The organism is Pseudomonas fluorescens NCIMB 11764 (assembly GCF_000293885.2).
Classification (GTDB): domain Bacteria; phylum Pseudomonadota; class Gammaproteobacteria; order Pseudomonadales; family Pseudomonadaceae; genus Aquipseudomonas; species Aquipseudomonas fluorescens_B.
Genome location: NZ_CP010945.1, coordinates 1,352,665 through 1,375,873, shown reverse-complemented (window position 1 = coordinate 1,375,873; position 23,209 = coordinate 1,352,665). Strand labels below are relative to the sequence as shown.

18 protein-coding genes and 1 pseudogene are annotated in these 23,209 nt (G+C 58.8%); 15 read left to right on the top strand and 4 right to left on the bottom strand.

Annotated elements, in window-relative coordinates:
- The first annotated feature begins 125 nt into the window (after positions 1-125).
- Positions 126-866, top strand: a complete 741-nt coding sequence (locus B723_RS06285; protein ID WP_017335901.1) for an SDR family oxidoreductase — start codon at positions 126-128, stop codon at positions 864-866.
- Between the two features lie 94 nt (positions 867-960).
- The gene (locus B723_RS06280; RefSeq protein ID WP_017335900.1) at positions 961-1,221 is read left to right on the top strand and encodes a hypothetical protein; all 261 of its coding nucleotides are present in this window, start codon (positions 961-963) and stop codon (positions 1,219-1,221) included.
- Between the two features lie 2 nt (positions 1,222-1,223).
- Here the strand turns inward: B723_RS06280 and betT are convergent, their stop codons facing one another.
- Together betT and epsC are read right to left on the bottom strand one after the other, a co-directional pair.
- Complete coding sequence (gene betT / locus B723_RS06275; protein ID WP_193393013.1) at positions 1,224-3,179, bottom strand: choline transporter BetT; 1,956 nt, start codon at positions 3,177-3,179, stop codon at positions 1,224-1,226.
- Between the two features lie 531 nt (positions 3,180-3,710).
- Positions 3,711-4,637: a serine O-acetyltransferase EpsC gene (gene epsC, locus B723_RS06270; protein WP_017335898.1), complete on the bottom strand. Its 927-nt coding sequence runs from the start codon at positions 4,635-4,637 to the stop codon at positions 3,711-3,713.
- A 192-nt stretch (positions 4,638-4,829) separates the two neighbouring features.
- Here epsC and B723_RS06265 point away from each other — a divergent pair, with 192 nt between their 5' ends.
- The 11 genes from B723_RS06265 to B723_RS06215 all read left to right on the top strand — a co-directional run bounded on the left by B723_RS06265 (position 4,830) and on the right by B723_RS06215 (position 16,573).
- The gene (locus tag B723_RS06265) at positions 4,830-5,828 is read left to right on the top strand and encodes a D-cysteine desulfhydrase (RefSeq protein ID WP_017335897.1); all 999 of its coding nucleotides are present in this window, start codon (positions 4,830-4,832) and stop codon (positions 5,826-5,828) included.
- A 351-nt stretch (positions 5,829-6,179) separates the two neighbouring features.
- On the top strand, positions 6,180-6,974 hold the full coding sequence (gene tcyJ / locus B723_RS06260) for a cystine ABC transporter substrate-binding protein (RefSeq protein WP_017335896.1): 795 nt from the start codon (positions 6,180-6,182) through the stop codon (positions 6,972-6,974).
- Complete coding sequence (gene tcyL, locus B723_RS06255) at positions 6,974-7,639, top strand: cystine ABC transporter permease (RefSeq protein WP_017335895.1); 666 nt, start codon at positions 6,974-6,976, stop codon at positions 7,637-7,639. The genes tcyJ and tcyL overlap by 1 nt, the downstream gene beginning before the upstream one ends.
- A 4-nt stretch (positions 7,640-7,643) precedes the next feature.
- Positions 7,644-8,399: an L-cystine ABC transporter ATP-binding protein TcyN gene (tcyN, locus tag B723_RS06250; protein WP_017335894.1), complete on the top strand. Its 756-nt coding sequence runs from the start codon at positions 7,644-7,646 to the stop codon at positions 8,397-8,399.
- A gap of 468 nt (positions 8,400-8,867) precedes the next feature.
- Positions 8,868-9,632 (top strand): hypothetical protein, encoded by a 765-nt coding sequence (locus tag B723_RS06245; protein WP_017335893.1) that lies wholly within the window; start codon positions 8,868-8,870, stop codon positions 9,630-9,632.
- Positions 9,633-10,011: 379 nt separating this feature from the next.
- Positions 10,012-11,253 carry an SfnB family sulfur acquisition oxidoreductase gene (locus B723_RS06240; protein ID WP_017335892.1) on the top strand — a complete coding sequence of 414 codons (1,242 nt, stop codon included), beginning with the start codon at positions 10,012-10,014 and terminating at the stop codon, positions 11,251-11,253.
- Positions 11,254-11,276: 23 nt separating this feature from the next.
- Complete coding sequence (locus B723_RS06235) at positions 11,277-12,470, top strand: SfnB family sulfur acquisition oxidoreductase (RefSeq protein WP_017335891.1); 1,194 nt, start codon at positions 11,277-11,279, stop codon at positions 12,468-12,470.
- Positions 12,470-13,828 (top strand): LLM class flavin-dependent oxidoreductase, encoded by a 1,359-nt coding sequence (locus tag B723_RS06230; RefSeq protein ID WP_017335890.1) that lies wholly within the window; start codon positions 12,470-12,472, stop codon positions 13,826-13,828. Before B723_RS06235 ends, B723_RS06230 begins: the two co-directional genes overlap by 1 nt.
- Positions 13,829-14,005: 177 nt before the next feature.
- Positions 14,006-14,815, top strand: coding sequence for a MetQ/NlpA family ABC transporter substrate-binding protein (locus B723_RS06225; RefSeq protein WP_017335889.1), 810 nt, complete (start codon positions 14,006-14,008; stop codon positions 14,813-14,815).
- A 2-nt stretch (positions 14,816-14,817) separates the two neighbouring features.
- Complete coding sequence (locus B723_RS06220; protein WP_017335888.1) at positions 14,818-15,939, top strand: methionine ABC transporter ATP-binding protein; 1,122 nt, start codon at positions 14,818-14,820, stop codon at positions 15,937-15,939.
- Positions 15,929-16,573: a methionine ABC transporter permease gene (locus B723_RS06215; protein ID WP_017335887.1), complete on the top strand. Its 645-nt coding sequence runs from the start codon at positions 15,929-15,931 to the stop codon at positions 16,571-16,573. Before B723_RS06220 ends, B723_RS06215 begins: the two co-directional genes overlap by 11 nt.
- Before the next feature lie 68 nt (positions 16,574-16,641).
- On the opposite strand, the gene B723_RS06210 is transcribed toward B723_RS06215, so the two are convergent.
- Positions 16,642-19,413, bottom strand: coding sequence for an RHS repeat domain-containing protein (locus B723_RS06210; RefSeq protein ID WP_080995103.1), 2,772 nt, complete (start codon positions 19,411-19,413; stop codon positions 16,642-16,644).
- Between the two features lie 90 nt (positions 19,414-19,503).
- Here B723_RS06210 and B723_RS32845 point away from each other — a divergent pair.
- Positions 19,504-19,593: pseudogene (locus B723_RS32845) on the top strand (ABC transporter permease); the annotation flags it as partial.
- Between the two features lie 45 nt (positions 19,594-19,638).
- Here B723_RS32845 and B723_RS06205 read toward each other — a convergent pair.
- Positions 19,639-22,395, bottom strand: a complete 2,757-nt coding sequence (locus tag B723_RS06205) for an RHS repeat domain-containing protein (RefSeq protein WP_238588309.1) — start codon at positions 22,393-22,395, stop codon at positions 19,639-19,641.
- A 183-nt stretch (positions 22,396-22,578) separates the two neighbouring features.
- On the opposite strand from B723_RS06205, the gene B723_RS06200 reads away from it, so the two are divergent.
- A complete protein-coding gene (locus B723_RS06200; protein ID WP_017335885.1) occupies positions 22,579-23,208 on the top strand; it encodes a class I SAM-dependent methyltransferase in 630 nt (209 codons plus the stop codon).
- Position 23,209: the final 1 nt, after the last annotated feature.

The window sequence follows — 23,209 nt, the reverse complement described above, 5'->3', positions numbered from 1 at the left end:
GCTCCGGAGCTTCGATTGTTGGCGATTATTGAACAGTCAAGGCAACTCTCGTGCATTTATCGGCCTGAGTAAACATGTGAATCTGGCTTTCCCCCCCCACCAACACCCCCAAAGGATTAACCGCCATGACTACTCAAACTTCGAAAGTGGCCATCGTGACCGGTGCCTCTCGCGGCATCGGCGCCGTCATCGCCAGACAACTGGCCAGCGAGGGGTTCGCCGTCGCCATCAACTACGCCAGCAGCGCCGCCGAAGCCTCCGGACTGGTCGTGGAGTTGCGTCAGGCCGGCCATCAAGCCATAGCGATCAAGGCTGACGTGGCCAATGCCGACGACGTGCGCCGGATGTTCGATGAAACCGAATCGCAGCTGGGCAAAGTCGATGTGTTGATCAACAACGCCGGCATTTTCAAAGTGATGCCGCTGGCGCAACACACGGACGAACTGTTCGACCAGAACTTCAACATTCACGCTCGCGGCACGTTCAACACGTTGCGTGAAGCGGCCACTCGCCTGAACAGCGGCGGACGGATCGTCAATTTTTCCAGCAGTACCGTCGGCATGAACCTGCCGGGCTACGCCGTGTACATCGCCAGCAAAGCGGCGGTGGAATCCCTGACTCAGGTGTTCGCCAAGGAAATGCGCGGTCGCCACATCACCGTCAATGCCGTCGCCCCGGGCCCGGTGGCGACCGATCTGTTCCTGCACGGCAAGAGCGAAGAACACATTCAAACCTTCGCCAGGATGCCGCCGCTGGAACGCCTGGCTCAGCCGGAAGACATCTCCCGCGTTGTGTCCTTCCTCGTCGGGCCGGATGCGGCTTGGGTCAACGGGCAAATCCTGCGGGTCAATGGCGGGTTGGTTTAAGCACGGAGAGCGCACTGACGCCTATGCTCAAAACTGAGCAGGGAGACCGAGGGCGGCTGCACAGGCGACACCCACCTGACAGGAGGAACACATCATGCACACCACCATCATCATCTTCTTCGGCCTGGTCCTCCTCGCGCTGATGCTGTTCATCGGCGAGAAAATCGGCTTCGGTCGGCAGACCCTGACCTACAGCTTCATCGTCCTGTGGCTGGCCCTGACAATGATCAACGGCGCCATCGGCGTGGTCACTGCCGGCCAGCCCGTGACGACGGAACTGGTGGTCGGCAGTGTCGTGTTTGGTGTGCCGGTGGCAGCGCTGGTGCTGTTCATGGTGATGAGCAGCGAGACCTGACCTCAACGCACCAAATGCAAAAACTGCATGTGCCGCTCGTACTGATCGAGGATGTCGTTGATGACCTGCTCCTTGGTGTAGCCCACCAGATCGTAGTCCTGACTGCCCTCGCTCAAATGCACTTCGGCCCGATAATAACGACGATTGTTGAGTTCCTTGGAACCCATGCCGCCACGGGCGAAGGACGGCGTGAAGTAGCCACGCATCTGCACCTGATAGATGAACGGATGCTGCTCGCCGTGACCGATTTCCAGGCTGACGCTGTCGTTCGCCGGATCAGGCTGAGTGACCACGTTCAAGCCCTTCTCGACGAACACCGCCGTCACTTCTTCAATCGCCGGGCGCACCGTCGTGTCGAGGAAGCGATAGACCTCATCGCGCGACGGGAAATGCACCGCCTGGCTCAAACGCTGACGCCATCCGCCACGCCGGGAACCGGACACCGGCGCCAGGGAATGCAATTGGGCGATCTGCTTCTGTGACTCGAGATAAAACGCCTTGTGCAGACCCCACATCATCAGCAGCAAGATCAGCGAGAACGGCAACGACGTCAGCACCACCGCCGACTTCAGCGCGTCGATGCTGCCGGAGAACAGCAGCGCACTGGTCACCAGCGCGGTCATCGCGCCCCAGAACACCCGCAGCCATTTCGGCCCGTCTTCATCCGGGTTGCCACCCTTGGCGGAGAGCGTCGACAGCACCACGGTGCCGGAATCGGCCGAGGTGACGAAGAACACGAAGCTGATGAACACCGTGACCGCAATCACGGTTTTGCTCCATGGGTAGGTTTCCAGCAGCAGGTAGAGGGTCATCGACGGGTTGTCGATGGCCGACATGCCGAGCGCGCTCATGCCGTGGTTGAGCACTTGGTCGATGGCGCTGTTACCGAAAATCGACATCCACGCGAGGGTGAAACCAAGCGGGATCAACAGCACCCCGAAGACGAATTCGCGGATGGTCCGGCCACGGGAAATCCGTGCGATGAACAGGCCCACGAACGGCGACCACGCGATCCACCAGGCCCAGTAGAACACCGTCCAGCCACCCAGCCAGTCGCTGGGTTTGTCGTAGGCGTAGAGGTCAAAACTCTTCATCGGCAACGCGCCGAGGTAGTCACCGATGTTCTGGATCAGGGTGTTGAGCAAGTGCTGCGTCGGGCCGGCGAACAACACGAACAGCAGCAGCGCACAGGCCAGCAGCATGTTGATGTCGGACATCACCCGCACGCCTTTATCGACGCCGGACACCGCGACGATGATCGCAGCGCCCATCATCAGCGTGATCAGGCCGACCTGAACCCACTGGGTGTGGGCGACGCCGAACAGGTAGTCGAGCCCCGAGTTGAGGTGCAACACCCCGAAGCCCATGTCGGCACCAAGGCCGAACACCGTGGCGATGATGCCGAAGCCATCCACCGCGTAACCGATCGGACCGTTGATGCGTTTGCCGATCAGCGGATACAGCGCCGAACGCAAGGCCAGCGGCAGGTTGTGGCGGTAGGCGAAATAGGCCAGCGCCATGCCGACGAAGGCAAACACGCCCCAGCCGTGCAGGCCCCAGTGCAGAAACAGAATCTGCATCGCCTGGCGCGCCGCGTCCGCGGTGCCGGCCTCGCCTTGGGGCGGTTGCGACAAATGGGTCAGCGGTTCGGACACGCAAAAGAAAAACAGCGTGATGCTGATCCCGGCGGCGAACAGCATGCCGGCCCAGGACAGGTAACTGAATTCGGGCTCGTCGTGGTCGGCACCGAGCTTGATCTTGCCGTAGCCGGACAAGGCGGTGACCACCACGAAGACCAGATACAGGGTCATCGCGAGCATGTAGTACCAGCCGACCGTGTTGGCCGCCCAGTTTTGCGCTTGCAGAAGCCAGGCGCCGGCCTGTTCAGGCATGGCGATGACGACGAGGCCGAAGAGCAGAATGAAGGTCGCGGCGAAGTAAAACACCGGCGGATTCATGCGGACCTGGCCGCTGGCGGGGGTAGACGGTGCACTCATGAAAGGTGCGCCTCAAGGGGGTGAAACCGGGCAATCAATAACGGACTCGGCAAGGGCAAGCCTCCTGTTGTGAGCGGGCAGCAAACCGGCGGTTTAACTTGAATGAGCGTTCAAGTTAAACATGAATAGGGTGCTAAGGACTAATCGCAAGGCTCGGCGGTACGGTGTGGCGAGGGAGCTTGCTCCCCCTGTGTCGCGAAGCGGCACCCCGGTTTTCGCCAGGAATGCGGCTGCTTCGCAACCGAGCGGGAGCAAGTTCCCTCGCCACAAAACCTGTTGTGTACGCTAGCTCAAGGATGGGTATGACGTGGGGTTTGGGGGATTCGTTCAGTGGGAAATCAGTGAAATGCCATTATCTCGGTTCGGCTTGAAACCAATCGCGGGCAAGCCCACAGGTTTTGTGGCGTTCGCAAAATCCGGGTTCGACACAAGACCTGTGGGAGCGTGGCTTGCCCGCGAAGGCGTCAGCAAGACCACTGGAGATGTCGAGACTTACTTCTGCGCCCCATCATCATGCTGCAGATTCGCCTGCGTCAGGTTGCACCCCGCCGGCACACTGCGCGTCAGCCAGACGTTGCCGCCGATGGTCGAGCCCTTGCCGATGGTGATCCGCCCCAGAATCGTCGCACCGGCGTAGATCACCACATCATCCTCGACAATCGGATGCCGCGGATGGCCCTTCTGCAACTGGCCGTCTTCATCCGCCGGGAAGCGTTTGGCGCCCAGGGTCACCGCCTGATAAATCCGCACGCGCTCGCCAATGATGGCGGTCTCGCCGATCACCACACCCGTCCCGTGATCGATGAAGAAGCTGCGGCCGATTTGCGCGCCCGGGTGGATATCGATACCGGTCGCCGAGTGAGCGATTTCTGCGCTGATCCGCGCCAGCAGCGGCAGTCCGGCGCGGTACAAGTGATGCGCGAGGCGATGGTGAATCACCGCCAGAATCCCCGGATAGCACAGCAACACTTCATCGACGCTGCGAGCCGCCGGGTCACCGTGATAGGCCGCCAGCACGTCAGTGTCCAGCAAGCTGCGCAGCCCCGGCAGCGCCAGGGCGAAGTCCTGGATGATCTGGATCGTTTTGGCTTCGACTTCAGTGTCGGCCGAGGCGCTGTGGCGGGCGGCGTAACGCAATTCAAGCCGCGCCTGACCCAGCAACGCGTTCAGCGCAACGTCCAGCGTGTGGCCGACATAGAAGTCTTCACTCTCTTCACGCAAGTCCACCGGCCCGAGGCGCATCGGGAACAGCGCCCCGCACAGCGCTTCAAGAATCTCCGCCATGGCCGCTCGGGAGGGCAACTCGCGACCGCCCTGCTCGCCGCTGGCACGGCCGTTTTGCGCACGCCACTGGTCGCGCGCCGTGCGCAACTGGCTGACGATGGTCTGCAATTGCCAATGGCTGGAACGCTCGCTCACGGTAAAAACTCCACACGGGCGGCCGGAGTGTCTGGCCGCGCTGACGGCGATTACTTTACGGCAAGGTCTGGAAGCCGAATTAAGAACCGATTGTGCTGTGCTCAGCACTTTTGGCTATAAGTAATCTTGCCGGTTGCCCCTGCATATAGGCGTGCCTATAGTCCTGACATCTATCACCGCCAGTACGGACCCATGATCAAACAACAGCTCGCCCGCTTTGACCGCCTCGATCTGCTCGGCCACCCGACCCCTCTGGAAAAACTCGAACGCCTGTCGGCCTGGCTCGGCCGCGACGTCTACGTCAAACGCGACGACCTGACGCCGCTGGCGATGGGCGGCAACAAGCTGCGCAAACTCGAATACCTGGCCGCCGATGCGCTGGCCCAGGGTGCGGACACGCTGATCACGGCAGGTGCGTTGCAATCCAACCACGTGCGCCAGACAGCGGCTCTCGCAGCGAAACTGGGCCTGGGATGCGTAGCACTGCTGGAGAATCCTCTGGGCACCGACGACACCGACTATGTCGGCAACGGCAATCGGCTGTTGCTCGACCTGTTCGATACCAAGGTTGAGTTGGTGGAAAACCTCGACAACGCTGACGAGCAACTGGAGGCCTTGGCCGCACGCCTGCGCAGCAACGGCAAAAAACCGTATCTGGTGCCGATCGGTGGCTCGAACGCGTTGGGCGCTTTGGGTTATGTGCGCGCCGGGCTGGAACTGGCCGAGCAGATCAAGGACACCGGCCTGAATTTCGCGGCGGTGGTATTGGCCTCGGGCAGCGCCGGAACCCACAGCGGCCTGGCACTCGCGTTGAGCGAAGTATTGCCGGATTTGCCAGTGATTGGCGTGACGGTATCCCGTAGCGATGAAGATCAGCGGCCCAAGGTCCAGGGACTGGCCGAGCGTACCGCGGCGCTGTTGGGCGTGAGCTTGCCGGACAGTTTCAAGGTCGAGCTGTGGGACGAATATTTTGCTCCGCGCTATGGCGAGCCGAATGCCGGGACGCTGTCCGCGGTGAAGCTGGTGGCGAGCCAGGAAGGTTTGCTGCTGGACCCGGTGTATACCGGCAAGGCCATGGCCGGTTTGCTCGACGGGATTGGTCGTCAGCGTTTTGATCAAGGGCCGATCATCTTCCTGCACACCGGCGGGGCGCCGGCGTTGTTTGCCTACAAGGATTCACTAACGGGCTGAAGAGCGTTTGTGGCGAGGGCGCTTGCTCCCGCTGGGGCGCGGAGCGCCCCCAAAATTTGCGCTGCGGTGTTTCATTCGAATCGCGGTGATCGGGTTTTTCGACTGCTTCGATGCCGAGCGGGAGCAAGCTCCCTCGCCACAGGGGATCGAACTGACCGTATATGCAACAAAAGAATAACAAACAGAATATTTATTATTTTCCTATCTAAAAGCGTCGTCATATAGTCACGCCGCAGGCGAATTTGCAGCGAGACGCATACGCTTCTTTAGGGCAGGATATTGCAGTCGTCCAAATCCCGATTTTGCCAACATTCCTAAAAGCGTCTTCATAAGAAAACACAGGGGCTTGTCATGAATTTTTCCGCACTACGTCGAAATCTGCTGGTGGGTTCGCTGGGCCTGGCGCTGAGCGCCGGTCTGCTGGGGCAAGCGGTTGCCGGTGAGCAGCTGCAAAAAATCAAGGACGCGGGCGTGATCAACGTCGGTCTGGAAGGTACTTACCCACCGTTCAGTTTCGTCGATGCCGACGGCAAACTGGCCGGCTTCGAAGTCGAGTTCTCCGAAGCCCTGGCCAAAGAGCTGGGCGTGAAGGTCAAACTGCAACCGACCAAATGGGACGGCATCCTCGCGGCGCTGGAATCCAAGCGTCTGGACGCGGTGATCAACCAGGTGACCATCTCCGAAGAGCGCAAGAAGAAGTATGACTTCTCCGAGCCGTACACCGTTTCCGGGATTCAGGCGCTGACCCTGACCAAGAACAAAGACACCATCAAGACCGCCGCCGATCTGGCCGGCAAGAAAGTGGGCGTCGGCCTGGGCACCAACTACGAGCAGTGGGTGAAAGAGAATGTGCCCAAGGCAGACATCCGCACTTATGAAGATGATCCGACCAAATTCCAGGACCTGCGCGTCGGCCGTATCGACGCCATCCTGATCGACCGTCTCGCTGCACTGGAATACGCCAAGAAAGCCAAGGACACCTCCGCCGCCGGCGAAGCGTTCTCCCGTCAGGAAGCCGGTGTCGCCCTGCGCAAAGGCGAACCTGAGTTGCTGGCAGCGGTGAACAAGGCCATCGACAAGCTGCGTGCCGACGGTACGCTGAAAAAGCTTTCGGAAAAATACTTCAGCGCTGACGTCACTCAATAATGGAAGAAGCTTTCCAACTTGCGCTGGACTCCGCGCCCTTCCTGCTGAAGGGTGCGTACTACACGGTAATCCTCAGTCTGGGCGGAATGTTCTTCGGTCTGATGATGGGTTTCGGCCTGGCGTTGATGCGTCTGTCGCGCTTCAAACTGGTGAGCTGGATCGCCCGCATCTACGTGTCGTTCTTTCGCGGCACGCCGTTGCTGGTGCAACTGTTCGTGATCTATTACGGCTTGCCGCAATTGGGTATCGAACTTGATCCACTGCCGGCGGCCCTGATCGGCTTCTCGCTGAACATGGCCGCCTACGCCTGCGAAATCCTGCGTTCGGCGATCAGTTCTATCGAGCGTGGCCAGTGGGAAGCCGCCGCGAGTATCGGCATGACCCGTGCGCAAACCCTGCGCCGGGCCATCCTGCCGCAGGCGATGCGCACGGCCCTGCCACCGCTGGGCAACAGCTTCATCTCGCTGGTCAAGGACACCGCACTGGCCGCCACCATCCAGGTGCCGGAACTGTTCCGCCAGGCGCAGCTGATTACCGCCCGGACCTTCGAAATTTTCACCATGTATCTTGCCGCCGCGCTGATCTACTGGATTCTGGCCACGGTGCTTTCGCACCTGCAGAACAAGTTGGAAGAGCGGGTCAATCGGCACGACCAGGAGTCCTGACCCCATGATTGTCGTGGAAAAACTGACAAAGCAGTTCAAGGGTCAAGTCGTGCTCAACGGCATCGATCTGGAGGTGAAGGAAGGCGAGGTCGTCGCGATCATCGGGCCAAGTGGCTCGGGGAAAACCACGTTCCTGCGTTGCTTGAACTTCCTGGAAGAACCCACCAGCGGCCGGATCAAGGTCGGCGACATCGAAATCGATGGCAGCCGCCCGCTGAACCAGCAGCAGAACCTGGTGCGACGCCTGCGTCAGCACGTCGGCTTCGTGTTCCAGAACTTCAACCTGTTTCCCCATCGAACCGCCCTGGAAAACGTCATCGAAGGCCCGATCATCGTGAAGAAGATCCCTCACGCCGAAGCCGTCGCCCTGGGTAAAAAGCTGTTGGCCAGGGTTGGCCTCGCGGGCAAGGAAGATGCTTACCCGCGACGACTCTCCGGTGGGCAGCAACAGCGTGTGGCGATTGCCCGCGCGCTCGCGATGGAGCCGGAAGTGATCCTGTTCGATGAACCCACCTCAGCGCTCGATCCGGAGTTGGTGGGTGAAGTGCTGGCGACCATTCGCAGCCTGGCTGAAGAGAATCGCACCATGGTCATCGTTACTCACGAAATGGGTTTTGCCCGAGACGTGGCCAACCGCGTGGTGTTTTTCGACAAGGGGGTGATCGTCGAGCAAGGCGAAGCCAAGGCGCTGTTTGCCAATCCTAAAGAAGAACGTACAAAGCAGTTTCTCAGCAAGTTTCTGAACAATTCTCACAACTGAGCTGCGATGACAAAGTGTTAACTTCCACGGATGGAAGTACCATTGCACGGTCATAATCTTCCTTACGAAAACTCGAATTATTTATCTTTCCTTTAATATCGTGTGCGGTACATATCTATGTCCTGCTACCGATAAACCTCGCCTAAAATCTCTCGAGACGCTTCGCCCTCAGTGTGCACGGGATCTGCATATTCGGCGCGCAAACACCGCTGATTCAGTGGTCATGTTCGACAGCACGCTGCGGCTTCTTAACCTCAAAGTGTAGGAGACTTCTGAATAACGTCAGATTCATTACTCAACTAACTCATTCTATTGACAGTTATTCATGCGCACTCTTATCTAGTCGCCAGCCGATGTAATCACTGACGGTTCAATCATTGTTTTCATACCAAGTAATGATCCGTTTATTACTCGGCACTTCAGCTCTTTCAGAAACGGACTTCGCTGCAAGACTTCAAGGAGAAACCCATGAAAAACACTTCGAACAAACCCGAACTTGCGGCGCCGATCGTGGCGCAATCACACAAGAGCGGCATCAACATCAGCTCGGCAGCTCATCTGCTGATCGACGTCGCGCCTTACTCCGGCATGGATGAAGGCGACTTGATCGAGCTGTTCTGGGATAACTGCTACGTGGCCTCCAGAGTGCTGAATACCCAGGACGTCGGGAAAGCGATCAGTCTGCGAGTGCCGGAAAGCTTCATCGCCAATGGCTCCTCACGCCTTCACTATCGGCTCATGCAGGTCGGCCAGGGGCCTGCGCTGTCACCGGCAACCCGTGTACAGGTCAAGCTCGACTGCCCCGGCGGCCAGCCATCTGCGCTGTGTGGTGACGAAAACCAGCGCCTGGCGCCGGTGGGCATTCCTGAAACCATCCGTCGTCAGGGCGTCAACCCGAACCAGATCAAGCGCGGCGTTCCCTTGACCATAGAGCCGTACCTGAACATGGCCGCCGACGATGAAATCACCGTGCGCTGGGGCGATGTGCGCATGGACCTGCCACGCCTCAAGGCGAGCGACGTGGGTGAGCCGATTCAAGTCTGGGTGCCGCCCGCGATCATTCTCGAAGCCGGCGAAGACCTGCGGCTGGAAGTGACTTACTGCATCCTCGACCGCGTGGGTAACAATTCCCGATGGGCACCGGCGCGCACGCTGAAAATCGGATGTGCGAATCCCTATTTAAAGGTCCGGCCAAAGGAACCGCTCATGGCTGCAGAGCCCCGAAAACACTGAACGTTGTGCGTTCACTGTAGGAGCGAAGCTTGCTCGCGAAGGCGTCAGCCTTTGACGCACCCAGTCATCGTTCTTCGCGAGCAAGCCAGACCGCACCGTTCGCTCCTACAGACTGATCTCGGGCGGTGTGTTGCTACAAAAACAAAGTGTTGCCCTGCGTACAGTTGCTCACGACACACTTCTATTCATATTCCTAAAAGTTAGTTTATTTATTTTTTATACGCGCTTAGGGTATATGCACCGGACTACCGGACATTCTTGTTTTTACTTCGCTGCACTCATCGCAGCGTTCCATGAGATGTGAGGTAGGTATGGTCCGGAACACAATCACCCCAGTGCAGATCGCCAGGGCATTGCGTGCAGCCAAGGAGCGGCACTGATGTCCAGTCTGGCAGAAGCAACCCTCCAGAGTGATCTGGATATCGCCCCCCTGTTGTTGCCCGCGCAGGTTTTGCGCAACGACGCGCAAGCCATCAAGGCCGCCCATGAGCTGGCGCACGTCGCCCGCTTGCAAGCGGCCAAACGTGATCAGCAGCGCAGGTTGCCATGGTCGGAAATCGAACAGTTCACCCGCAGCGGCCTGGGCAGCATTGCCATCCCGCGCGAGTACGGTGGCCCGCAGGTTTCATTCGTCACACTGGCCGAGGTGTTCGCGATCATTTCCGCGGCCGACCCGGCATTGGGACAGATCCCGCAGAACCAGTTCGGCATTCTCAACCTGGTGCTCGGCAGCGCCACCGAAGCGCAGAAAAAGCAGCTGTTCAAAAGCGTGCTCGAAGGCTGGCGCATCGGCAATGCCGGGCCGGAACGCGGGACCAAAAACACCCTTGAACTCAAGGCACGGATCACTGCCGACGGTGATGGTTTTGTCATCAGCGGACAGAAGTTTTATTCCACTGGCGCCCTGTTTGCCCACTGGGTCGCGGTCAAGGCGCTGAACGACGACGGCAAGCAAGTGCTGGCTTTTGTCCGTCGCGGCACTCCGGGTCTGCGCATCGTCGATGACTGGTCCGGTTTCGGCCAGCGCACCACCGCCAGCGGCACCATTTTGCTCAACAACGTGCGGGTCGACGCCGAGCTTGTTGTGGATAACTGGAAGATCAATGACAAGCCGAATATCCAGGGTGCCGTCTCGCAATTGATTCAAGCGGCCATCGACGCCGGCATCGCCCGCGGCGCCATCGACGACGCCATCGAGTTTGTGAAAAACCGCGCGCGGCCGTGGATCGACGCCAAGGTCGAACGCGCCAGCGACGACCTGTACGTGATTGCTGATATTGGCAAACTGAAAATCGAACTGCACGCCGCCGAAGCGCTGCTGCGCAAGGCCGGGCAAGTGCTTGATCAAGTCAACGCCGTGCCGCTCACCGCCGACTCCGCTGCGCGGGCTTCGATTGCCGTGGCCGAAGCCAAGGTGCTGACCACCGAAATCTCGCTGCTGGCCAGCGAAAAACTTTTCGAACTGGCCGGCAGCCGCGCCACCCTCGCCGAATTCAACCTTGACCGCCACTGGCGCAACGCCCGCGTGCACACGCTGCACGACCCGGTGCGCTGGAAATATCACGCGGTCGGCGCGTACCACCTCAACGGCACGCTGCCGGCTCGCCATTCCTGGATCTGACGACCCGATATCTGGAGAAACCTATGACTCTTTCTCACCACGTCGCGGTCATCACCGGCGATGAGCAAGCCCTGATCGTCGCCACTGATCTGGCTGAAGATTTCAGACGCGACAGCGCCCTGCGCGACCGCGAGCGCCGTTTGCCGCACCCTGAACTGGAAGTGTTTTCCCGCTCGGGCCTATGGGGCATCAGCGTGCCGAAGGCGTACGGCGGCGCTGGCGTTTCGAACGTCACGCTGGCCAAGGTGATTGCCCTGATCGCCCAGGCTGACGGCTCCCTCGGACAAATTCCGCAGAACCATTTTTATGCCCTCGAAGTGCTGCGAGTGAATGGCAGCGAAGAGCAGAAAAAACGCCTCTACGCAGAAGTGCTCGCTGGTCAGCGCTTCGGCAACGCGCTCGCCGAACTCGGCACCAAGACCGCCCACGACCGCGTCACCAGCCTGACTCGAGACGGTGACGGCTATCGCATCAACGGCCGCAAGTTCTACGCCACGGGTGCGATCTACGCACAACGCATCCCGACGTCAGTGGTGGATGAAAACGGCGTGCAGCAACTGGCATTCGTCCCGCGCGACAGCAAAGGACTGACCGTCATCGATGACTGGAGCGGTTTCGGCCAGCGCACCACCGGCAGCGGTTCGGTGGTGTTCGAAGACGTCTACGTCGCCGCCGAAGACGTCATCGCGTTTCAAAGCGCTTTCGAACGCCCGACGACCGTCGGCCCGTTGGCGCAGATTCTTCACGCCGCCATCGACACCGGCATCGCCCGTGCAGCCTATGAAGACGCACTGCATTTCGTGCGAACCAAAACCCGGCCATGGATCGACGCCACGCATGAAAAAGCCACCGATGACCCGCTGACCATCAAGAGCTTCGGCCATCTGAGCATCCGCTTGCACGCAGCAGAAGCGCTGCTGGAGCGTTCCGGCGAATTCCTCGACAAGGCCCAGGCCGAGACCAACGCCGAGACTGTCGCTGCGGCATCGATTGCCGTCGCCGAAGCCCGTGCCATCAGCACCGAAATTTCCCTCGCCGCCGGCAGCACACTGTTTGAGCTGGCCGGCAGCCAGGCGACCCTGATCGAACACGGCCTGGATCGCCACTGGCGCAACGCTCGGGTGCATACGCTGCACGACCCGGTGCGCTGGAAGTATCACGCCGTGGGCAACTATTACCTCAACGATGAAAACCCGCCGCTGCGGGGGACCATCTGATGGCCGACGCGAAAAAGAAGATCCTGCTCAACGCGTTCAACATGAACTGCATCGGGCACATCAACCATGGTTTGTGGACGCATCCACGGGACACCTCCACCCAATACAAAACCATCGAATACTGGACCGAACTGGCGCAATTGCTGGAGCGTGGACTGTTCGACGGTTTGTTCATCGCCGACATCGTCGGCGTGTACGACGTCTACCAGAACTCGGCGGACGTGCCGCTGAAAGAGTCGATCCAGCTGCCAGTCAACGACCCATTGCTGCTGGTCTCGGCGATGGCCGCCGTCACCAGAAACCTCGGTTTCGGCCTGACCGCCAATCTGACGTACGAACCGCCCTATCTGTTCGCCCGGCGCATGTCGACGCTCGATCACCTGAGTCGCGGTCGGGTCGGCTGGAACATCGTCACCGGTTATCTCGACAGCGCCGCCAAAGCCATGGGCTTGAGCGAGCAGGTGGAACACGACCGTCGTTACGACCAGGCTGATGAATACCTCGAGGTGCTCTACAAACTCTGGGAAGGCAGTTGGGAAAACGGCGCGGTACTCAACGATCCCAAGCAGCGGATCTACGCGCAGCCGGACAAAGTGCACAGGATCGAACACAAGGGCGAGTTCTATCAGGTCGAGGGTTATCACCTCTGCGAACCGTCGCCGCAGCGTACGCCGGTGCTGTTCCAGGCCGGCAGTTCGGATCGCGGCTTGCTGTTCGCCGGGCGCCACGCGGAGTGCGTATTCATCAGCGGGCAGAACAAACCATCGACCAGGGTCCAGGTGGACAAGGTCCGCGCCAGCGCCGTCGAGGCCGGGCGTAATCCCGAAGACATCAAGGTGTTCATGGGGCTGAACGTGATCGTCGGCGCCACCGAAGAGCTGGCCTGGGCCAAGCATGCCGAGTACTTGAGCTACGCCAGCGCCGAGGCCGGCGTGGCGCATTTCTCGGCGTCGACCGGGATCGATTTTTCCGAGTACGAACTCGACGAACCGATCCAGTACGTGAAGAGCAACGCGATTCAGTCGGCCACCAAGAATCTGCAAAACAACGACTGGACGCGACGCAAGTTGCTCGAGCAACACGCCCTCGGTGGCCGCTACATCACCGTGGTGGGCTCGCCGGAGCAAGTGGCCGATGAACTGGAATCGTGGATCGCCGAAACCGGGCTGGATGGCTTCAACCTGACGCGGATTGTCACGCCGGAAAGCTATGTGGACTTCATTGAACAGGTGATTCCGGAGTTGCAGCGGCGTGGGTCGTACAAGACGGCTTATGACGAGGGCAGCTTGCGGGAAAAGCTGTTTCACGGCGAAGCGCATTTGCCTGAGCAACACACCGGCTCTCACTACCGACACTGATCCCCTGTGGCGAGGGAGCTTGCTCCCGCTCGACTGCGCAGCAGTCGCAAAACCCGCAGACTGTTTTTACCTGACGCACCTCATCGAATGGCTTTGGGGCTGCTCCGCAGCCCAGCGGGAGCAAGCTCCCTCGCCACCAATGCGTTCACACATTGTTAATTGACTGGAATAACCATCATGACCAAGCACTACCTCTCTCACCCAGTCAAAGCACTGGCCTTGGCCCTCGGCCTTTTCAGCTCCATCACCTTCGGCGCCGACGCGCCGCTGAAAGTCGGCACCACCGCCGCGTTCGCCATCCCCCTGGAGGCCGCCGTCGAGGAAGCCAACAAACAAGGCCTGAAAGTCGAACTCGTCGAGTTCACCGACTGGATCGCGCCCAACGTCAGCCTCGCCGCCGGCGACATCGACGTGAACTACTTCCAGCACGTCCCGTTCCTGGAAAATGCCAGGGCCGCCTCCGGTTTTGACCTGGTGCCGTTCGCGCCGGGCATCATCAACAACGTCGGCCTCTACTCGAAGAAATACAAAAGCTTCGACGAGCTGCCGGAAGGCGCCAGCGTGGCCATCGCCAACGACCCGATCAACAGCGGTCGCGGCCTGCAACTGCTGGCCAAGGCCGGGCTGATCACGCTCAAACCGGGTGTCGGCTACAAGGCCACCGAAGAAGACATCATCGCCAACCCGAAGAAAATCAAAATCCTTCAGGTCGAAGCCGTGCAACTGGTACGCGCCTACGATGATGCCGATCTGGTTCAGGGCTACCCGGCGTACGTTCGCCTGGCGAAAACCTTCGACGCCGGTTCCGCGCTGCTGTTCGACGGCCTCGATCACAAGGAATACGTGATCCAGTTCGTGATCCAGCCAAAAAGCAAAACCGACCCGCGCCTGATCAAATTCGTCGACATCTACCAGCATTCGCCCGCCGTTCGCGCCGCCCTCGACAAGGCTCACGGCAAGCTCTACCAAGCCGGTTGGGAAAGCTGAACATGACGGCCGCTATCCAACGGCGACTGGAAATTCCAGAGCCTCAGAACGCCGAACAGACTGAACTGCACCCAGACCTGAACCGTGCTCACGTGCGCTTCATCGGCCTGGGCAAAACCTACAACGGCCAGCAAGGTCCGGTGGCCGCACTTCAGGGCATTGACCTGGCGATCCAGCGCGGTGAAGTGTTCGGCATCATCGGCCGCAGCGGCGCCGGCAAGTCGTCGCTGATCCGCACCATCAACCGCCTAGAACAACCGAGCACGGGGCGCGTGCTGATCGATCAGGTGGACATCGGCGAGTTCGATGAAGACCGCCTGGTCACGCTGCGTCGGCGCATCGGCATGATCTTCCAGCACTTCAACCTGATGTCGGCCAAGACCGTTTGGCAGAACGTCGAATTGCCGCTCAAAGTCGCCGGCGTGCCTAAGGAAAAACGCGAGCGGAAAGTCCGCGAACTGCTGGAACTGGTCGGCCTGCAAGAGAAACACACAGCCTACCCGGCACAGCTTTCCGGTGGGCAGAAGCAGCGCGTCGGCATTGCTCGCGCCCTGGTGCACGACCCGGCGATTCTGCTGTGCGACGAAGCCACGTCGGCACTGGACCCGGAGACGACACAATCGATCCTCGGCCTGCTGCGCGAGATCAATCAGCGACTGGGGCTGACCATCGTGCTGATCACTCACGAAATGGCGGTGATCCGCGATATCTGCGACCGCGTCGTCGTGCTGGAACACGGGCGAATCGTCGAGCAAGGCCCGGTCTGGGAAGTCTTCGGCAACCCGCAGCATGAGGTCAGCAAAACCTTGCTCGCACCGTTGCAACACGCGTTGCCAGAAGAGCTGCAGAGTCGTTTGCAGGCACAGCCTCAATCTTCGGATGCCGCCGTGGTCCTGCGTTTGCAATTCACCGGCAGCGCCACGGACGAGCCGGATCTGGCGGCACTGTTCGCCGCACTCGGTGGCCGCGTGCGCTTGCTGCAAGGCGGCGTCGAACGGATTCAGGGCCATGCACTGGGGCAATTGTTGCTGGCGGTGACCGGCTCGTCCCTCGGCGCCGAAGAACTGCGCCAGCGCGCCGGTCATTGGGCACAACAGGTGGAGGTGCTGGGTTATGTGGTTTGATCGCTTGCTGCAGGGTTTCATCGACACGTTTTTGATGGTGGGCGTGTCGTCACTGATCGCGCTGCTGGCGGGTATTCCACTGGCGGTGATCCTGGTGACCAGCTCCAAAGGCGGGATCTACGAAGCACCGGCACTGAACCGCGCGTTGGGTGCGTTCGTGAACCTGTTTCGCTCGATTCCGTTCTTGATTTTGATGGTGGCGTTGATCCCGTTCACGCGGTTGATCGTTGGCACCACTTACGGTGTCTGGGCCGCTGTAGTACCGCTGACGATTGCGGCCACGCCGTTCTTTGCGCGTATCGCGGAAGTCAGTTTGCGCGAGGTGGATTTCGGCTTGATCGAAGCGGCGCAAGCGATGGGGTGCCGGCGTTGGCATATCGTTTGGCATGTGTTGCTGCCCGAGGCGCTGCCGGGGATCGTGGGCGGTTTCACCATTACGTTGGTGACGATGATCAACTCCTCGGCCATGGCTGGTGCGATTGGTGCCGGCGGGTTGGGGGACATTGCTTATCGGTATGGGTATCAGCGGTTTGATAGCCAGATCATGTTGACGGTGATTGTGTTGCTGGTGGTGTTGGTGGCGGTGATTCAGTTGGGTGGGGATCGGTTGGCGCGGGGATTGAATAAACGCTAGGCAGATGTGAACACTTACTAGGTTGAAATGGAGCGGGTAACCCGCTCCAATCGACATACCACTCCCCCTTAAGCATGCCGATTCAGATACGACTGACTCAAAGCGTCCGCAGCAAATACAAGGCTATCCGCGTTCACGGCTGCCATTTCGGCGCGCAAGTATATATCAGCATTAAAAGTTGATATCGCGGTATGGATATCCATTCCAGACCCAACTCTTCCGTCATATTTTTCAACAACACTAATAAAATCGCTATGAACATCTGTAAATGAGTTCAGATAGTCCAGACTCATTCCCCCCTGCATAATAATTTCAGACACTCGACTCTCCTGAAAAATGTACTGAGTAACACTACGACCCACAGTCCAATCAGCACTTGAGCTTAAATAAAAACCATCCAGTGCACCGGGCCCAACCGCTGCAATGTTATTCACACCCGTTAGATGGAGTACTTCATGACCAAAAAACACATTTAGCTTCCCGGTATTAATCATATCAATGCTAACCGCTATTCTTCCATGGACATCACTGACATCCACCTCTCCGTAAAAGTTTTTATTATCGGTTTCAAACCCTATAAACTTATAATTTCCTCGGCTCCCTTGGTACTCTCTCACTAGGGCTTCCCCCCGACTCCAGGAGTCCAGAACTTTGTTCGCAACGACGCCGTACGCGGGACCAAAGTGACTCTGCATAATGTCTCCAACTCCGGAGAAATCTGAGAGCAGTGCACGTTGAGCATCAGAAAATATACGCTCCCGCTTGAGCAATTCCGATCTGACAATATCTCTTTGCTCTGCTGAAAACTGGTCTAGTCCACGCGCGACAATCTTTGCACCAAATGACAGACTCCGTTCAATTTTATCCCCCTCCCCCTCATAAAAACGGCCATCCACATCTTCGAGATTGACTGGGTGATTCGAAACAAATAAAAAAAGATTAAGGCCGTTTATAGAGCCCGCCGGATCCGGGGATATCCACCGTTGCAACCATGGTGCGCTATACCGAAATCCGTAGTAACAAAGCCCCGTCGCATCCCGCTCTTTGCCGGAATAGCGAATCGTTTTGTACTTCGCCACCAAAGCACTTTCCCCCGCCCAGCAGGCGGTGCCACCAAAGGGGTAATAGTGTTCCTGAGTCAGCACGCCTACTTCATGATCCAACTCCAGCGTGCTGGAACCCAAGTGATCGCAAAGGCTGTAACGCAGTTGATTGACATGGGTGCCTTCGGGCCAATGCAAGGCGCGAACACTGCAACGTCCCGCTTCGGCACTGATGACGTGGTGCACTTCACCATCGGCCTGTCGGTGGATTTCGAGGCTGGGAAGGTAACGGACTTCTGTGCGCAGGGTTCGGCGATTGGCCTGGCTGACGTGCACTTTGCGCAACCGATGGCCGGGGCGGTCGTAGGCATAACCTTCGTAATCGTCGGGTTCATCCTGGCGTTTGACCAAGGTCACCCGGTTTAGCTGATTGCGAACATCCCAGGTCATGGCTTGGCCGCGTTGAAGCTCAAGCTGATTGCCGCAGGCATCGAAGCCTGAATCGATGTCGGATTCCCCCGGCAGCGAACCCTCATCCCGCTGCGCCAGGCTTCGATTGCTGCGGGCTGAGGTGAACATCGAGAAACCCGGCGCACCGCTGTGGTGACGGGTGATCAGATTGCCCGCCGCGTCGTATTCGAAACGCTGGGTGTAATTGCGCCGCTGATTCGGGTCCAGCGGTGTGGGCAGCAAGTCCGGCAGCGTCGGTCCGTGGCTGGGGTTGGCGACTTCCCAGCCCTTGGCTTCGATCAGTTGAGACAGGCTGTCATAGCGGTAACGGTTGATCGGTTCGATGCGCTGATTGTTGAACCAGGTAACGGATTGGGCTTTGTCCTCCAGCTCGACGATATTGCCTGCCGGGTCATAGATGTAGTTCAAGTCTTGCAGTGGCCTTTGATTGCCGACCGCCGCCACCAGCCTGATCAGCCGACCGTCATCTGCGCCGTACTCAGCTTGCGTTTTCACACCGTTGCCAGCGATTTCGCTTTCGATCTGGTCGTAGGGGTTGTAGCGGATGTCGCTGACCACGCGCTGCGGTTGTTTGCCATCCCTGGCCAGCAGCAGCCAGGTTTCACTCAACCTGCCGGCCACGTCGCAGCCAAAGGTTCGGGTATTGCCCATGGCATCGGTCTGGCGCTCAATCTCGCCCGTGGGATAGAAAACGTGCCGAGTGACGAACGACTGCTCCTCCAGCAACGCGTCCCGGGCCTCGAATTCACTTGGCCAGTTGGGTGTTTCAAGGTCGATCAGGAACCATTGGTTTTCACTCAGTTCCGCACCGGCCAAACCGTAGTCGGTGACGAATCGGGTGCTGGCCGGATTGTCATGGCGGATCAGCTTTGCGCATTGGTTATGCACAGCGAATGCTGGGGCAGCGCCGCCGTAGGTCAGTCGCTCAACCACGCGCGATGGTGCTTCGGCGGCCTGTTCGGTAACGGCTATCGGGCGCTGCTGATCGTCATAGTCGATGCAACGCTGACTGCCTCTGGCGTCCCAGAACGAAAACAGCGAGCTGGTGTGATTCAACAGATTCAACTGCCAACCGGCATCAACACTGTCCGTCATCAGGGGCTGATCGCTCAAGCCATAGACTGTCGACAGGTTCGGTTTCGGCGCTGTGCCCCAGAGCCGTGGATCACACGAGACAACCAAGCGCCCCGCCGCATCGAAAACCTGCCGGGTGATGCGTGACTCAATGATGGTCTCGTCCGGGCGCCGGCAATAGCCCACGCTGCGGATCGCCAAGGCTCGCGGGTCCATGACCGACAGTTTCGGTGTGTGTTGGTGAGCGTTCACGGTCTCGACGGTCCTTCGCTCGGGTCGAGGAAAGACTGAGCCATTTTTGGCCGGGCCGATACTGTAAGAAGTAACAGAAAACCTCACCGTTTGGCGTGTTTTTTGAACCTGATCCGCTCGATTTTGATGGTGCCGTTGATTCCGTTTACACGGTTGATCTTCGGCACCACGTATGGCGTATGAGCGCGCTGCCCCCGTCCCGTTCAAGCAATCAAGGACTCGATGTCACTTCTCATACAGCTTTACAAAACGGTGACCAAGAGATCGGAAAAATGAAGTTTTTTTGATCTTCTCCTGAGCGAGTGGACGTGTGACTCGGCGGGTGCCAATGGACGGTCGCACGGGATCAGCCAATGGCTTGGCATTCCTCAACGTAGACTCTTCATAGCGGATCTGCTGGGCAGTCATCCCTTTAGTCTCCATCTTGAAAATGATGTTCAGGTCTTCTCTTTCCTCCCAATTCGTTTTGGCTGCTTCCCAGACACCTTGTTCTTTCAGGTACGTGATCAAGCCATTGAAATCTCGCTTGTACGTGTTCACCAGGCGCTCATACATTTCGGGAGAGTCAATGGAATGGATTCGAAGTGCTGAATCAAACGACGAGCTTTCTGGAATCGGGGCATACCTCACGGACTGTTGCTGCGGAGCAATCTCAAGAATCATCGCCGTCACGTCAATGGACGATTCGGGTTTGTAGTGCCCGGAATGATTGTTGATGACGAGTTTTGAAGGGTCTTGCTCATCCACTTTCAATAGTCCGGCGAACTCCGGAAGGCCCATACCGGGCTGGATGCCCATGTGCTGCTGATACATATTGGCAAACAGACGAAGCTTGCCGTCCTGATCACGAAATGCAGCAATGGCATTTCCGAACGATGATGGGTACCACTCGGAATTTCCACCCTCGATCGCCTTCATATCTCGGCCATAAACCGGACCGGTACTCATGAACGTGTTTTTCTCTTGATTCCATCTCAACTCCTCGAACCATCCCGTTCCAATGCTTTTATTCATTGGGTTGACGATATCGGCGATAAAAATATCGGCTGGAATCGATAACGTGCCTTGCCAATCGTAGAAATTAACCGGGTTGTTCCTCACCATCGCATAGCGATTGAGCCCGTCCATGTCGCCTGCAGGGTCCGGACATATCCAGCGCTGCAACCACGGTGCGTAATACCTATACCCGTAATAATAGAGCCCCGTCGCATCCCGCTCTTTGCCGGAATAGCGAATCGTTTTGTACTTCGCCACCAAAGCACTTTCCCCCGCCCAGCAGGCGGTGCCACCAAAGGGGTAATAGTGTTCCTGAGTCAGCACGCCTGCTTCATGATCCAACTCCAGCGTGCTGGAACCCAAGTGGTCGCAGAGGCTGTAACGCAGTTGATCGACATGGGTGCCTTCGGGCCAATGCAAGGCTCGAACACTGCAACGTCCCGCTTCGGCGTTGATGACGTGGTGCACTTCACCATCGGCCTGTCGGTGGATTTCGAGGCTGGGAAGGTAACGGACTTCTGTGCGCAGGGTTCGGCGATTGGCCTGGCTGACGTGCACTTTGCGCAACCGATGGCCGGGGCGGTCGTAGGCATAACCTTCGTAATCGTCGGGTTCATCCTGGCGTTTGACCAAAGTCACCCGGTTTAGCTGATTGCGAACATCCCAGGTCATGGCTTGGCCGCGTTGAAGCTCAAGCTGATTGCCGCAGGCATCGAAGCCTGAATCGATGTCGGATTCCCCCGGCAGCGCCCCCTCATCCCGCTGCGCCAGGCTTCGATTGCTGCGGGCTGAGGTGAACATCGAGAAACCCGGCGCACCGCTGTGGTGACGGGTGATCAGATTGCCCGCCGCGTCGTATTCGAAACGCTGGGTGTAATTGCGCCGCTGATTCGGGTCCAGCGGTGTGGGCAGCAAGTCCGGCAGCGTCGGTCCGTGGCTGGGGTTCGCGACTTCCCAGCCCTTGGCTTCGATCAGTTGAGACAGGCTGTCATAGCGGTAATGGTTGATCGGTTCGATGCGCTGATTGTTGAACCAGGTAACGGATTGGGCTTTGTCCTCCAGCTCGACGATATTGCCTGCCGGGTCATAGATGTAGTTCAAGTCTTGCAGTGGCCTTTGATTGCCGACCGCCGCCACCAGCCTGACCAGCCGACCGTCATCTGCGCCGTACTCAGCTTGCGTTTTCACACCGTTGCCAGCGATTTCGCTTTCGATCTGGTCGTAGGGGTTGTAGCGGATGTCGCTGACCACGCACTGCGGTTGTTTGCCATCCCCGGCCAGCAGCAGCCAGGTTTCACTCAACCTGCCGGCCACGTCGTAGCCAAAGGTTCGGGTATTGCCCATGGCATCGGTCTGGCGCTCAATCTCGCCCGTGGGCAGGAAGGTGTGTTGCGTCACGAACGATTGCGTCTCCAGCCACGCGTCGCGGGCATCTATTTCGAGGGGCCAGTCGGGTGTATCAAGATCGTTGAGGAAACGTATGCATTCAGCCAGCACAGCGCCGGCCACACCATAATCATCGAGGTTTTGAGAGCCAGCCGGGTTGTCACGATGGATCAGCCGGTTGCACTGGTTACGCTCGGCAAACGTTGCGTCGCAGCCACCGTAGGTGAACCGGTCGACCACGCGAGCCAATGCGGCTGCGCCCTGCTCCGTGACCGCGACAGGACGCTGCTGATCGTCATATTCGCATTCACGCTGACAGCCCCGGCCATCCCAAAATGCATGCAGCGAATCGGTGCGATTAAACAGACTCAACTGCCAGCCGGCATCAACGCTGTCCGTCAGCAACGACTGGCGACTCAAGCCGTAGAGGTTGGTCAGGTTCGGCTTCGACGCCGTGCCCCAAAGCCGTGGATCCCATGACGCAACCAGCCGCCCGGCCTCATCGAAGATCTGCCGGGTGATGCGAGGTTCAATAACGACCTCGTCCGGATGGCGACAATAGTCCACGCTGCGGATCGCCAAGGCTCGCGGATCAATCACCGACAGCTTCGGTGTGTGTAGGTGAGCGTTCACAGTCTCGCCGGTCCTTCGCTCGGGTCGAGGTAGACTGAGCTCTTTTTGGTCCGACCGATACTGTAAGAAGTAACAGGTCGTGGGCTGCACAGCAGCCACAGACCTGATGGCGTATATTCGGCAAATCCCAATTGCCTGCGTAGCCCGACCATGAAACAGACTCCCGCCGACCTCGAGCAGATCACTTCCACCACCCTGGGTCATTACAACTCGGTGGCCGAAGGTTTTCGCGAAGGCACGCGTGACCATGACGTCAGCCAGAACATCGATGCGCTGTTGCGGCATATTCAGGGCGATGCGCCATTCGACATTCTCGACTTTGGCTGCGGGCCGGGTCGTGATTTGCAGACGTTCACGCGTATGGGCCACACGGCGGTCGGCCTCGACGGCTCGGACAAGTTTGCGCAGATGGCGCGCGAGGACAGTGGTTGCGAGGTCTGGCAGCAGGATTTTCTGAAGCTTGATTTGCCGGCCGGGCGCTTTGACGGGATCTTCGCCAATGCGGTGCTGTTTCACATTCCGCTTCAGGAATTGCCTCGGGTGTTAAAGCAATTGCATGCCGCTTTGAAACCGGGCGGTGTGTTGTTCAGTTCCAATCCGCGGGGTGAAAATCAGGAAGGCTGGAATGGGCCGCGGTATGGGGCTTATCACGATCTTCAGGCATGGCAGGAATTGCTGAACGCGGCGGGGTTTGTGGAGCTGGAGCATTACTACCGGCCGGCGGGGCTGCCGCGGGAGCAGCAGCCTTGGTTGGCGAGTGTCTGGCGTCGCGCGGATTAGT

What these genes read in the sequence shown, in the direction of transcription:
- B723_RS06285 (WP_017335901.1), top strand. Translation starts at nt 126, where the DNA reads ATGACTACTCAAACTTCGAAAGTGGCCATCGTGACCGGTGCCTCTCGC.
- B723_RS06280 (WP_017335900.1), top strand. Translation starts at nt 961, where the DNA reads ATGCACACCACCATCATCATCTTCTTCGGCCTGGTCCTCCTCGCGCTG.
- betT (WP_193393013.1), bottom strand. Translation starts at nt 3,179, where the DNA reads ATGAATCCGCCGGTGTTTTACTTCGCCGCGACCTTCATTCTGCTCTTC.
- B723_RS06265 (WP_017335897.1), top strand. Translation starts at nt 4,830, where the DNA reads ATGATCAAACAACAGCTCGCCCGCTTTGACCGCCTCGATCTGCTCGGC.
- tcyJ (WP_017335896.1), top strand. Translation starts at nt 6,180, where the DNA reads ATGAATTTTTCCGCACTACGTCGAAATCTGCTGGTGGGTTCGCTGGGC.
- tcyL (WP_017335895.1), top strand. Translation starts at nt 6,974, where the DNA reads ATGGAAGAAGCTTTCCAACTTGCGCTGGACTCCGCGCCCTTCCTGCTG.
- tcyN (WP_017335894.1), top strand. Translation starts at nt 7,644, where the DNA reads ATGATTGTCGTGGAAAAACTGACAAAGCAGTTCAAGGGTCAAGTCGTG.
- B723_RS06245 (WP_017335893.1), top strand. Translation starts at nt 8,868, where the DNA reads ATGAAAAACACTTCGAACAAACCCGAACTTGCGGCGCCGATCGTGGCG.
- B723_RS06240 (WP_017335892.1), top strand. Translation starts at nt 10,012, where the DNA reads ATGTCCAGTCTGGCAGAAGCAACCCTCCAGAGTGATCTGGATATCGCC.
- B723_RS06235 (WP_017335891.1), top strand. Translation starts at nt 11,277, where the DNA reads ATGACTCTTTCTCACCACGTCGCGGTCATCACCGGCGATGAGCAAGCC.
- B723_RS06230 (WP_017335890.1), top strand. Translation starts at nt 12,470, where the DNA reads ATGGCCGACGCGAAAAAGAAGATCCTGCTCAACGCGTTCAACATGAAC.
- B723_RS06225 (WP_017335889.1), top strand. Translation starts at nt 14,006, where the DNA reads ATGACCAAGCACTACCTCTCTCACCCAGTCAAAGCACTGGCCTTGGCC.
- B723_RS06220 (WP_017335888.1), top strand. Translation starts at nt 14,818, where the DNA reads ATGACGGCCGCTATCCAACGGCGACTGGAAATTCCAGAGCCTCAGAAC.
- B723_RS06215 (WP_017335887.1), top strand. Translation starts at nt 15,929, where the DNA reads ATGTGGTTTGATCGCTTGCTGCAGGGTTTCATCGACACGTTTTTGATG.
- B723_RS06200 (WP_017335885.1), top strand. Translation starts at nt 22,579, where the DNA reads ATGAAACAGACTCCCGCCGACCTCGAGCAGATCACTTCCACCACCCTG.